The sequence below is a fragment of the Anthropogastromicrobium sp. genome, from assembly GCF_037349415.1.
In the GTDB taxonomy this organism is placed as follows: Bacteria; Bacillota; Clostridia; order Lachnospirales; family Lachnospiraceae; genus Anthropogastromicrobium; species Anthropogastromicrobium aceti.
In genome coordinates this window covers 1-12711 of the sequence record NZ_JAXWCK010000060.1, presented here as the reverse complement: position 1 = coordinate 12711, position 12711 = coordinate 1, and the positions used below count along the sequence as shown (strand labels likewise).

Annotated in this window: 13 protein-coding genes; 12 read left to right on the top strand and 1 reads right to left on the bottom strand. The window is 44.4% G+C overall.

Annotated elements, in window-relative coordinates; all coding sequences use genetic code 11:
- The first annotated feature begins 173 nt into the window (after positions 1-173).
- From WJP93_RS13390 to rpsA, 9 genes are all read left to right on the top strand, one after another.
- Entirely contained in the window at positions 174-1613 is a 1440-nt protein-coding gene (locus WJP93_RS13390) for a carboxyl transferase domain-containing protein (RefSeq protein WP_066563317.1), read from the top strand.
- Positions 1614-1692: 79 nt separating this feature from the next.
- A complete protein-coding gene (locus WJP93_RS13385; RefSeq protein WP_337548744.1) occupies positions 1693-2445 on the top strand; it encodes an OadG family transporter subunit in 753 nt (250 codons plus the stop codon).
- Between the two features lie 32 nt (positions 2446-2477).
- A complete protein-coding gene (locus tag WJP93_RS13380; protein ID WP_337548743.1) occupies positions 2478-2843 on the top strand; it encodes a biotin/lipoyl-containing protein in 366 nt (121 codons plus the stop codon).
- Positions 2844-2906: 63 nt separating this feature from the next.
- Entirely contained in the window at positions 2907-4055 is a 1149-nt protein-coding gene (locus WJP93_RS13375) for a sodium ion-translocating decarboxylase subunit beta (RefSeq protein WP_066563327.1), read from the top strand.
- Positions 4056-4256: 201 nt separating this feature from the next.
- Complete coding sequence (locus WJP93_RS13370) at positions 4257-5684, top strand: oxaloacetate decarboxylase subunit alpha (protein WP_227101711.1); 1428 nt, start codon at positions 4257-4259, stop codon at positions 5682-5684.
- Between the two features lie 128 nt (positions 5685-5812).
- The gene (locus WJP93_RS13365; protein ID WP_337548742.1) at positions 5813-7042 is read left to right on the top strand and encodes an NAD(P)/FAD-dependent oxidoreductase; all 1230 of its coding nucleotides are present in this window, start codon (positions 5813-5815) and stop codon (positions 7040-7042) included.
- 75 nt (positions 7043-7117) lie between these two features.
- Positions 7118-7783, top strand: coding sequence for a (d)CMP kinase (gene cmk / locus WJP93_RS13360; RefSeq protein WP_227101713.1), 666 nt, complete (start codon positions 7118-7120; stop codon positions 7781-7783).
- On the top strand, positions 7783-8649 hold the full coding sequence (gene ispH, locus WJP93_RS13355; protein WP_337548741.1) for a 4-hydroxy-3-methylbut-2-enyl diphosphate reductase: 867 nt from the start codon (positions 7783-7785) through the stop codon (positions 8647-8649). The genes cmk and ispH overlap by 1 nt, the downstream gene beginning before the upstream one ends.
- A complete protein-coding gene (gene rpsA / locus WJP93_RS13350; protein WP_066563337.1) occupies positions 8618-9685 on the top strand; it encodes a 30S ribosomal protein S1 in 1068 nt (355 codons plus the stop codon). The genes ispH and rpsA overlap by 32 nt, the downstream gene beginning before the upstream one ends.
- Before the next feature lie 85 nt (positions 9686-9770).
- Here rpsA and WJP93_RS13345 read toward each other — a convergent pair whose 3' ends face one another.
- Complete coding sequence (locus WJP93_RS13345; RefSeq protein ID WP_337548740.1) at positions 9771-10892, bottom strand: ribonuclease H-like domain-containing protein; 1122 nt, start codon at positions 10890-10892, stop codon at positions 9771-9773.
- Between the two features lie 307 nt (positions 10893-11199).
- On the opposite strand from WJP93_RS13345, the gene WJP93_RS13340 reads away from it, so the two are divergent.
- Genes WJP93_RS13340 through WJP93_RS13330 form a run of 3 tightly spaced genes read left to right on the top strand, consistent with a single transcriptional unit; the run spans position 11200 to position 12675 of the window.
- On the top strand, positions 11200-11709 hold the full coding sequence (locus tag WJP93_RS13340) for a hypothetical protein (protein WP_337548739.1): 510 nt from the start codon (positions 11200-11202) through the stop codon (positions 11707-11709).
- Positions 11706-12296 carry a signal peptidase I gene (gene lepB, locus WJP93_RS13335; protein WP_337548738.1) on the top strand — a complete coding sequence of 197 codons (591 nt, stop codon included), beginning with the start codon at positions 11706-11708 and terminating at the stop codon, positions 12294-12296. Before WJP93_RS13340 ends, lepB begins: the two co-directional genes overlap by 4 nt.
- 19 nt (positions 12297-12315) lie before the next feature.
- The gene (locus WJP93_RS13330) at positions 12316-12675 is read left to right on the top strand and encodes a hypothetical protein (protein ID WP_337548737.1); all 360 of its coding nucleotides are present in this window, start codon (positions 12316-12318) and stop codon (positions 12673-12675) included.
- The last annotated feature ends 36 nt before the right edge of the window (positions 12676-12711 follow it).

The window sequence follows — 12711 nt, the reverse complement described above, 5'->3', positions numbered from 1 at the left end:
ATAGAGTATCCCTTATCATTCTTATTCATTATACCATAGGAAATGAAGTTTGTCTTATTAAAAGTACAAAAAATTGCAAATTCTTGTTGAATTATTTGCTCAAAAACGATACAATGTTAAATGGCAGAAGATGGTTTTAACCATTAGAATAAAAAATTAAACGGAGGACGAATATGAGTACAACATCACAGAATTCAGCAAGCAGCCGTATAAGTGCTTTGCTTGATGACAACAGTTTTGTTGAGATCGGCGGATCAGTTACTGCCAGAAATACCGATTTCAATTTGCAGAACAAAGAAACACCTGCAGATGGAGTATTAACAGGATATGGTACTATTGATGGTGCCCTTGTCTATGTTTACAGCCAGGACGCAACTGTTCTGGGCGGTTCCATCGGAGAAATGCACGCAAAGAAGATTGTAAAGCTTTACAGCCTTGCAATGAAGGTAGGTGCACCGGTAATCGGTCTGGTAGACTGTGCAGGAATGAGATTAGAGGAGGCTACCGATGCATTAGAGGCATTTGGTAAGCTGTATGAGTGCCAGGCACTTGCATCTGGCGTAGTTCCACAGATCACAGCAGTTTTCGGAACCTGCGGCGGTGGTATGGCAGTAGTTCCGGCTCTGACTGATTTCACATTTATGGAGGCAAAGAACGCAAAGCTGTTCGTTAATTCTCCAAATGCATTAGAGGGCAACAAGACTGAGAATACAGCAAACGCAGCATTCCAGAGCAGCGAGGCTGGTATGGTAGATGTAGTTGCACAGGAAGATGAGCTGTTAGAGAGCATCCGCACCTTAGTAAGCATTCTGCCGGCAAACAACGAGGATGACATGTCCTACAGCGAGTGCACAGATGACTTAAATCGTGCATGTACAGATCTTGAAGCATCAGCAGCAGATCCGGCACTTAGCCTGCCAATGATCTCTGATGATAACTTCTTCTTCGAGGTAAAGAAGGATTACGCAAAGGATATGGTAACTGGCTTTATCCGCTTAAACGGAAACACCATCGGCGCAATTGCAAACCGTACTGCTTTATATGACGAAGAGGGCAAGGAGGCTGAGACCTTCGACGGTACCTTAAGCGCAGAGGGTGCTGAGAAGGCAGCAGAGTTCGTAAACTTCTGTGACGCATTCTCCATCCCAGTTTTAACATTGACAAATGTTACCGGATACAAGGCAACAAAGTGCCAGGAGAAGAGAATCGCAAAGGCAGCTGCAAAGCTGATTTATGCATTCCATGATATGACTGCTCCAAAGGTAAATGTAATCGTAGGCGCAGCAAACGGAACAGCATCCTTAGCAATGAACAACAGTGCAGATATGACATATGCATGGCCGCAGGCTACCATCGGCATGATGGATCCAGTAAGTGCAGCAAAGATCATGTATGCAGATGAGATTGCAAAGGCAGATGATAAGAATGCTCTTATAAGCGAGAAGGCAGCAGCTTACGCTAAGCTTCAGGCAAGTGCAGAGTCTGCAGCTAAGAGAGGTTATGTAGACAGCATTATCGCTCCGGAAACTACAAGACAGATCGCTGCAGCAGCATTTGAGATGCTGTTCACAAAGAGAGAGGACCGTCCGGCAAAGAAGCACGGTACCGTTTAATCCAGAAACACAGTACCGTGTGAACACATCGCGGATTAATGATCCCCTATGTGTGTACGGGGTGGAATGAGAGGTAGATATGAAAAGAAAGTTAGCAGTATTATTAAGTGTGCTGCTGTGTGCGTTTGGGCTGACTGCCTGCTCCTCATCCAGTGCTTCTGATACAGCAAGTGAGGACATGGCTGTCTACAAGACAGAGGCAGTTGCACTCATTGATACACTTGTAAATGAGCAGAAAACACTTGACGAGTTAAAGGCTGAGGCAAATGACGAGGATGAGGCCGCTGCATTTGAGGCTGGTTTTTCAGCGTGGGAAGATGCAAAGGAAGAACTCGGCGCAGTTAGCGAGATCAAAGAGGATTCTGCTGATGTCAGCTACGAAAACCAGAACAAGCTTTATGTTGTCAGTGTAGACGGAACCTTTGACAAGCGTGATGCAGTTGTCACTGTTACCTTTGATAAGAAGGGAAATTTAAGTTCTGTTGCATTCAACGGTGTTTATACACTGGGTGAGAAGATGTCAAAGGCAGCCTTAAATACCGTTATGGGTCTGGCAGTCGTATTCATTATGCTGATCTTCATCAGCTTGATCATCTACTGCTTCAAGTTTATCCATGAGGCAGAGGAAAGAGCAGCTGCAAAGAAGAAGGCTTCAGAGCCTGCTCCGGCACCTGCACCAGTAGTAGAAGAAACAGTAGAAGAAGAGGACGATCTTGAGCTTGTAGCTGTTATTGCAGCAGCAATCGCAGCAAGCGAAGGTACCGATCCGAATGGTCTGGTAGTTCGTTCTATTAAGAGAGTTGGCAAGACAAACAACTGGAAAAGAGCATAAAAGCAGCCGCAAAGCGGCAGAAGGAGATTAAGATGAAAAATTATACCATTACTGTAAATGGCAATGTATATGAAGTAACTGTTGAAGAAGGAACCGGATCCGCAGCAGCTGCAGCACCAAAGGCAGCTCCTAAGGCAGCACCGAAGGCTGCTCCAAAGGCAGCAGCACCGGCTGGCGCACAGGGTGCTGTAAAGATCAGCGCTCCAATGCCAGGTAAGATTCTTGGTGTTAAGGCAAACGCTGGTGACGCTGTAAATAAGGGTCAGGTAATCGTTGTTCTTGAGGCTATGAAGATGGAGAACGATATCGTAGCACCTCAGGACGGAACCGTAGCTTCTATCAATGTAACAGCAGGACAGTCCGTTGAGTCTGGCGCAGTACTTGCTACAATGAACTAATGAAGCTCCTACGTAAGTAGGTGAATCCTGCATATGCAGGAAATATACGGGAGGTATTAGACAATGAGTTATGTAACTGAAACATTAGGCAATCTAATCCACCAGACCGCGTTCTTCAATCTGTCATGGGGCAACCTGTTAATGATCCTTGTTGCACTGGTATTCTTATACCTGGCAATCAAGAAGGGATACGAGCCGTTACTGCTTGTGCCGATTGCATTCGGTATGCTGCTTGTTAACATGTATCCGGAAATCATGGCAAACCCGGAAGACACTTCAAACGGTGTTGGAGGATTACTGCATTATTTCTATATTCTGGACGAGTGGAGTATTCTGCCGTCTCTGATCTTCATGGGTGTTGGTGCGATGACTGACTTCGGTCCGCTGATCGCAAACCCAATCAGCTTTTTGATGGGTGCTGCTGCACAGCTTGGTATCTATCTGGCTTACTTTATGGCAATCCTTATGGGATTCTCTGATAAGGCAGCTGCAGCAATCTCTATCATTGGCGGTGCTGACGGCCCGACCTCTATCTTCCTTTGCGGTAAGTTAGGACAGACACAGTACATGGGACCAATCGCCGTTGCTGCATATTCTTACATGTCTCTTGTTCCGATCATTCAGCCGCCGATCATGAAGGCACTGACTACAGAGAAAGAGAGAAAGATCAAGATGGAGCAGCTTCGTCCAGTATCAAAGCTGGAGAGAATCCTGTTCCCGATCATCGTAACAATCGTTGTTGTTTTGATTCTTCCAAGTACTGCACCGCTTATCGGTATGCTTATGCTTGGTAATTTGTTCCGCGAGAGTGGTGTTGTTAAGCAGCTTACTGAGACAGCTTCCAACGCACTTATGTATATCGTAGTTATCCTTCTTGGTACTTCTGTAGGTGCATCTACCAGTGCAGAGGCATTCTTAAAGATGGATACCTTAAAGATCGTTGCACTTGGTATGATCGCTTTCGCATTTGGTACTGCAGGCGGTGTCCTTCTTGGAAAGCTTTTGTGCAAGGTTACAAAGGGCAAGATCAATCCGCTTATCGGTTCAGCAGGTGTATCTGCCGTTCCGATGGCAGCGCGTGTATCACAGAAGGTTGGTTCAGAGGCAGATCCGAGCAACTTCCTTTTGATGCATGCAATGGGACCAAACGTAGCCGGTGTTATCGGTACGGCCGTTGCGGCAGGTACGTTTATGGCAATATTTGGAGTATGATGCCAGGGGATCGAACTCAAAAGCCGATCGTGCTTGCACGATGAGGTTTTTGAGCTTGGGACCCGCAAAAACATGAGGATGCAGCGATTTTCAAAGAAAATCAGCGAATCCGAATGTTTTTAGAATTGCGAAAGATGCGAAGCAACGGAGCAATTCGTAGGCATCAGTTAAAGTATACTGATAAAATTTGGAGGTAATATAATGGCAGAGCAAGTAAAAAGGCCAGTAGGAATTACAGAGACGGTCTTAAGAGATGCGCATCAGTCTCTGATGGCAACTAGAATGACCACAGAGCAGATGCTTCCAATCGTTGAGAAAATGGATCAGGTAGGATACCACTCCGTAGAGTGCTGGGGTGGCGCTACATTTGATGCCAGCCTTCGTTTCCTGAAGGAAGATCCGTGGGAGAGACTGCGTAAATTGAGAGCAGGCTTCAAGCATACAAAGCTGCAGATGCTGTTCCGTGGACAGAACATCTTAGGCTACAATCACTATGCAGATGACGTAGTAGAGTACTTCGTACAGAAGTCAGTTGCAAATGGTATGGATATCATCCGTATCTTCGACTGCTTCAACGATCTGCGTAACTTAAAGACAGCAGTAAACGCAACAAAGGCAATCAAGAAGGAGAACCCAAATGCTGAGGCACAGATCGCACTGTGCTACACCCTTGGTGATGCTTACACACTTGATTACTGGAAGAAGATTGCAAAAGAGATCGAGTCCATGGGTGCAGATTCTATCTGTATCAAGGATATGGCAGGTCTTCTTGTTCCGTATAAGGCAACTGAGCTTGTTACAGCTCTTAAGAGCGCAACAAAGCTTCCGATTCAGATTCATACCCACTACACCTCTGGTGTTGCATCCATGACATATATGAAGGCAGTTGAGGCTGGCGCAGATGTTATCGATACAGCAATGAGCCCATTAGCTATGGGTACCAGCCAGCCGGCTACTGAGGTTATGGTAGAGACCTTCAAGGGAACTCCATACGATACAGGTCTTGATATGAAGCTTCTGGGAGAGATCGCTGACTACTTCCGTCCGATTCAGGAGGAAGCTCTTAAGTCTGGCCGCATCAACCCGAAGGTTATGGGTGTTAACATCAAGACTTTGATGTATCAGGTACCAGGCGGTATGCTTTCCAACCTGGTAAGTCAGTTAAAGGAAGCAGGCGCTGAGGACAAGTACTATCAGGTACTTGAGGAAGTTCCGAGAGTACGTAAGGACTTCGGAGAGCCGCCGCTTGTTACTCCGTCTTCTCAGATCGTTGGTACTCAGGCAGTTCTTAACGTTCTTCAGGGCGAGAGATACAAGATGATGACCAAGGAGTCTAAGAAGATCTTAAGAGGTGAGTTTGGACAGACTGTTAAGCCATTTAACAAGGAAGTTCAGAAGAAGGCAATCGGAGACGAGAAGCCGATCACCTGCCGTCCGGCAGATCTGATCAAGCCACAGTTAGACAAATTCCGCAAGGAGGCAGCTCAGTATATCCAGCAGGACGAGGATGTACTGACCTATGCACTGTTCCCGCAGGTTGCTACTGAGTTCTTCAAGTATCGTGAAGCACAGCAGACAAAGGTAGATCCAGCTGCTGCGGATACAAAGAATAAGGCATACCCGGTATGATACTAGAATTGCGAAAGCTGCGAAGCAGCGGAGCAATTCGTAGGTATCATTTACAGTAAAATAATAAAAAGGGACTCTTGGAAAACAAGGGTCCCTTTTTTGAAAAAAGGATTGTGTGAAAATTTTTTATGAGCAAAGTAATAGTAATAGGCGGCGGTGCCGCTGGAATGATGGCTGCATTAAAGGCAGCCGAGAATGGTCATGATGTGACACTGCTTGAGAAAAATGAAAAGCTTGGCAAAAAGCTTTTTATCACAGGAAAGGGTCGATGCAACGTGACAAATGCCTCCGATATGGAGACAATCATGAGCCAGATCGTGACAAATCCACGTTTTCTTTACAGTGCATTTTCTGACTGCAGCAACACAGATGTCATGGAACTTATTGAAAACGGCGGATGTCCGCTTAAGATAGAAAGAGGTCAGCGCGTATTCCCAGAGTCAGATAAGTCCTCTGATATCATAAGCTGCTTTTCGCGCCTTTTAAAAAAGGCTGGCGTAGAAATTATATTAAATAAGGAAGTAACGCATATCATCACCGAAGAAGGACGTGCAGCAGGCGTGTCACTTTCCGATGGAAAAAAAATAAGCGCCGATGCCATAGTGCTTGCAACAGGCGGTCTTTCCTATGCGTCAACAGGCTCCACGGGAGACGGACACCGCATGGCAAGAGAGCTTGGTCATACAGTGACACCATGCTTTCCGGCATTAGTGCCAGTTAACACAAAAGAAGACTGGTGCCGCACACTGCAGGGATTGTCACTTAAAAATGTTACCTTCACTGTAAAAGACGGCAAAAAGAAGCTGTATGAGGATTTTGGAGAGATGTTGTTCACTCATTTTGGCATCAGCGGACCACTTGTATTAAGTGCAAGTAGTAAAATCGTCAAAAAGCTTGATAAAAATCCGCTTTCAGCTTTTATAGACTTAAAGCCGGCGCTTACAGACGAGCAGCTTGATGCAAGACTTTTGCGAGACTTCTCACAGGAAAAAAATAAGCAGTTTAAAAATGCATTAAATGGCTTATTCCCGGCAAGACTAGCAGAGCAGATCGTCATTTTGTCAGGCATAAATCCAGACAAGGAAGTAAACGCCATCACAAAAGAAGAGCGTGCCCATCTTGTTTCTTTAACCAAAAATCTCCCATTGACCATTATTAGTGTCAGGAGTTATAATGAAGCTATTATCACGCAGGGCGGCGTCAAAGTGCAGGAAGTACAGCCAAAGACCATGGAGTCAAAGCTTGTACAGGGACTGTATTTTGCAGGCGAACTACTAGATATTGATGCCCTCACAGGAGGCTACAACCTGCAGCTTGCATGGTCCACGGGAAGCCTGGTAGGGGATAGTATTGTATAAATACGTGAATAGCGTGACAAACACTTCACCGAAACGCCTCGCAGAAGAATCGTAAAAAGAAAAGGAGACAAACAAATGGGTTTTAACATCGCAATTGATGGTCCGGCAGGAGCCGGAAAAAGCACCATCGCAAAGCTTGCAGCAAGCGAGCTTTCCTATATATATGTAGATACAGGCGCCATGTACCGCGCAATCGGTCTGTATGTATATCGTAAGCATGTGCCAGAAGAAGATACAAACGCTATTGGAGAGACTGCGAAAGAGACAGAAGTTTCCATTCGTTATATCGACGGTGAGCGCCATGTATATTTAAATGGTGAGGATGTAAGTGAAGAAATCAGAAAAGAGCATATTGGTCATATGGCATCTGTAGTTGGCGCAGTACCGGCTGTAAGAGAGCATCTCTTATCACTTCAAAGACAGATTGCACAGGAAAATGATATCATCATGGATGGAAGAGACATTGGTACATGTATTCTTCCTAATGCAGATGTAAAGATCTTTCTGACAGCAAGTGCCGAAGAAAGGGCAAGAAGACGCTACTTAGAGCTGCAGTCAAAGGGCGATAATACGCCATATGACGTTGTGCTTGCCGATATTAAAGAGCGCGACTACCGTGACACGCACAGAGATATCGCACCGTTAAAGCAGGCTGATGATGCTGTATACCTTGATACGTCAAACATGACAATTGAAGAAGCAGCAGCAAAGGTAGTAGAGCTTGCAAAGGCGGCACGCTGATGGAAGTAATTCTTGCAAAAAGCGCGGGCTTTTGCTTTGGCGTGCGCCGCGCAGTAAACGAAGTTTATCGTTGTCTTGAGGAAGAAAAGGATACACCAATCTATACCTTTGGTCCAATCATCCACAACGATGAAGTGGTCAACGATTTAAAGAATAAAGGTGTGCAGGTAGTTGACACATTAGAGTCGCTTGCAGCACTTAAAAAGGGCATTGTCATAATCCGCTCTCATGGTGTTAGCCGTGACACCGAAACAAAGATGCGTGAGCTTGGCATGCGTGTTATTGACATGACATGTCCGTTTGTAAAAAAGATTCACCGTCTTGTAGAAGAAAAGTCAAAAGAAGGCTACCAGATCGTCATAGCCGGAAATCCTGTGCATCCAGAGGTTGTAGGCATTGTAGGATGGAGCACAGACGGCGCATCAGTTGTAAAAGATGCGGAAGAAGCACAAAAGCTGGTATTAGACCCTAAAAAACCCGTTTTTGTGGCAGCACAAACGACATTTCACTACATTAAATTTCAAAATATAGTTGACCAATTAGAAAAAAAAGAGTACAATATAAATTACGTTAACACTATCTGCAATGCAACCAGAAACCGGCAGGAGGAAGCAGCTAGTCTCGCAGCCTCAGTAGATGGAATGCTGGTCATAGGTGGGAGTCATAGCTCCAACACGCAGAAGCTGTTTGAAATATGCAAAAAAGAATGTAATAATACCCATTACATACAAACCGCTGAGGACCTAGACACCAATTGGTTTTTGACAGCAGACAGGGTGGGTGTTACAGGAGGGGCATCAACCCCGAATATAATCATTGAGGAGGTTCTACACCATGTCAGACGAATTCGGACAATTATTAAGTGAGCAGAAAGAAGTTGCAATTAGCCAGGGCGCAGTTGTATCCGGTCAGGTTATTGCAGTAAAGGAAGACGAGATTGTCCTAAATATAGGATATAAAGCAGATGCTGTCATTAGCCGCAACGAATTTACCAACATCCCGAATGCAAATCTGTGCGACCTTGTAAAGGTTGGCGATGAGATCGAGGCTAAGGTTGTTAAGATGAACGACGGCGAGGGCCAGGTTCAGCTTTCTGTACGCAAGCTGCAGGCAGAGAGAGGAAGCAAGGTTCTTGAGGACGCATTCGAGAACAAGACTGTATTAAAGGCAGTTGTTACTGAGATCTCCACTGGTGGATTAAGTGTAGTAGTTGATCAGACCAGAGTATTTATCCCGGCAAGCCTTGTATCCGATGTATACGAGAAGAATCTTGAGAAGTACAAGGGACAGGAAGTTGAGTTTATCGTTACTGAGTTCAACCCGAAGAAGCACAGAATTATCGGTAACTGCAAGGAGCTGATCATCGAGAAGAAGAAGAAGATGCAGGAAGAGCTCTTCGCAAAGCTTGAGGTTGGTCAGACCGTTGAGGGTACTGTAAAGAACGTTACAGATTTCGGTGCATTCGTAGATTTAGGCGGAGCAGATGGTCTGCTTCACATTTCTGAGATGAGCTGGGGCCGTATCGAGAATCCTAAGAAGGTATTCAAGAGTGGTGATAAGGTTAAGGTTCTTGTAAAGGCAATCGATGGAAATCGTATCGCACTGAGCATGAAGTTCCCGGAGGAGAATCCGTGGAAGGATGCAGAAGAGAAGTTTGCAGTAGGTACTGTTGTTACTGGTAAGGTAGCACGTATGACTGACTTCGGTGCATTCGTAGAGTTAGAGTCAGGTGTTGATGCACTGCTTCACGTTTCTCAGATTTCCAGAGAGCGCGTAGAGAAGCCACAGGATGTTCTGTCCATCGGTCAGGAAATCACCGCAAAGGTAGTAGACCTGAACGTAGATGCAAAGAAGATCAGCCTGAGCATGAAGGCTCTTGCAAACGATGAGGATCAGGAATAATCCGTAAGAAATACATCAAATAAAGTGAATTTAAAAAGACCGGGTAGAAAAAACTACCCGGTCTTTTTTGATTAAAGCAAGCGGTTCAAGAAAATAATTCCGGCGGTGCTTCCTGCGCCTCCTCAGAAGGAACAGGTACAGCACATCTCAGTGCATCTTCGAGTACATTATGTGCATAGGCGAGAATAAAATCAGGATCAGCTATATATTCTGTAAAAAGCTGCTTGGAAGAATACTCCTCTTTATAAAGATCAAACATATCCTCATGCGAGAGCGGAAGAAAAGTACTGCTTTTCTTTGTGTAGCAGGTAGAAGCACTTGCCTGAACACGATGCTCCGGGTCTACATATTGGCCGACCTTCTTATGAACAGCGCGGTCCTCATCAGGAAGATAATAATAATCCTTATAATTATCAAAGAAATACTTTAATTCCCCGACAAAAGCACGAATCTCAATAATGATCTGGTTCGCACGGATCGATAAACGGCAAAGCGGCAGCTCACGCGTCACAGCTACCGGGACCTTAACAGAACAATCCACCACAATAGTAAGAGAGGACGATGCAGTGCTTAACGAATAGCCGGCAAGTGTCCACTCACTGCGGAATATATCAAGATAAGACAAAAGCGGCATAATCTGAGGAAGAGCCTTTAAATCATCCTCATTGTGAAGAAGAAGCACCTGATAAAGACGCTTATCACCAGTCTCAAGATAATCATGATAAACAGCGATCATCTCCTTGCCGGTAGCCTGATCTAGTCTTGAAATATTTAAATAGCTTTCAAGTGTTGCAAGTTTTAAGTTCTCAAGCTGCAGAAGTGTCTTTACAGGACGCAAGTGGCGGTACAGATCAAAGCTGCGAATATTGTCAAGCGCATCAGTATTAAGACCATAGGCAGCAGCACATTTCTTTAAGAATGGAATATCAAAGGTTTCACCATTAAAAGAAACAACAACTTGATAATTCTTTATAAAAGAAAAAAAGTCCTCAAGGATCTCCTGCTCAGAATTAAGCGAATCAGAAAACCACTGTCTGATATGCCACTCCATCTGCTGATGATAGACCGCACCAATCAGATAAATAGAAGAGGTAGCAGGTGTGAGTCCTGTCGTCTCAATATCAAGAAATACAAGATCCTTTAAGGGTGCAATCGCATGAGAATCATAAAATTGCGGGATCGAAAACGTTTTGCTTATAACAACCATTGAAATTCCCCCGTTATATAAAAAATCACATTAACTACAAATCTTAAAAATTTCTTACATTATAGCATAAGAGAGGAGAGAAGTCAAACCTATTCCTATTATGTGATTTGCAGTAAACAGTGATATATATATGAATTATGATTATAGATAATTACAACAAAAATGAAAAAAATCACAAGAAAGTATGAAAAAAAAACAAAAATGGTACTTTACAAAATGTTTGAAATGTGCTACTGTTTAAGTAAGCGAAAAAAGCATGTTCATCAGTTCAGCTGGAAACAGTGAAAACTTGGAAGGAGTATGGAATATGCAGGGAGATGACAGCAAAGAGGGCAAAGACAGCAAACGTTTAAGTCGCGCGGAGCTTCTTGAAATGCTTATTGAGCAATCAAAAGAAGTCGAGTCACTTAAAAAGAAGGTTGACGAGCTTCAGAAACAGCTTGATGATCGGACGATTCAGTTGCAGCAGACAGGTTCGATTGCAGAAGCAGCTCTCGCATTAAACGACATATTCAAAGCTGCAGATCAGGCAGCATCCCAATACATCGAAAGTATCAAGCGTATGGAGCACGAAAAGAATGTAGAGTTCCAGGCGCTTCGCCAGAAGACACTCGATGCATGTGCTGTGATGAGAGAAGATACACAGGAGTATTGCAGGCGGCTTCGTTATGAGAGCGAGGCAAAAAGAGACGCTCTGTATGCTCAGTTAGAAAAAGAAAAAGAAGAGATCGAGAAAAACAATTCTAGTGAAGGCAGCGATCCAACCACATGGACGTGCCTTGAGACATCTCCCAGTGTAGGTGGAGGTGTCTCATGAAAAGAAATAAAAAACAACCACTTGAAGTGCCGCCGATAGAGACTCTTGAAAAAGAGCTTCACAGAGAGCTTTACAAAAAGAGCTACAGGAGCACGCTTCGAAGCACGGTTTATACACTCATTACAGTGGCGGCAGTAGCAGTACTGGTAGCTACTTTGGTGTTACCTGTTTTACAGATCTATGGTACGTCCATGACGCCGACCTTATCAGATGGAGACATAGTTGTCTCTGTTTCTGGTTCGGAATTTGAAGCGCAGGACATAATTGCATTTTACTACAATAATAAGATCTTAGTAAAACGTGTGATTGCAACAGCAGGACAGTGGGTAGATATCGACGAAGAGGGAAATGTTTCAGTTGATGGAACACCCCTCGATGAGCCATACGTATTTGAAAAGGCGCTTGGCGAATGCGATATAGACTTGCCATATCAAGTGCCTGAAGGAAGAGTATTTGTTATGGGTGATCATCGAAGCGTTTCAGTTGATAGCAGAAGCACATCTGTCGGATGTGTGGCACAGGAGCAAATTGTTGGAAAATTAGTATTTTGTGTCTGGCCATTTACAAACTTTGGCCGGATCAAGTAGGAGAAAGGGGGCGTCTGTTTTGGAAAATCCGTTAAGAAAACAGATTCGTTCAATCATGAAGGATCATAAGAAACGTCAAATGTGGTATCGAATAGTTACCACATTGGCGGTTGTTGTTGTGTTTGTAACGACATATATGCTGATTCTACCAGCTATAACGATGGAAAACAAAGCAGAGTGCGGTATTACAGAGCACAAACACGACGCAAACTGTTACAGCTCGCATTATGAGAAGGAGAAAGAGCTTGCCTGTACGACAGATTCACTAGGTGTACATAAGCATACAGATGCCTGCTACGATGCAGAGCATAAGCTGATCTGTGGTTATGCAGACTTTGTGATTCATGAACATGACGCATCGGTTATGCAGACTTTGTGATTCATGAACATGACGCATCCTGCTACGACAAAGACG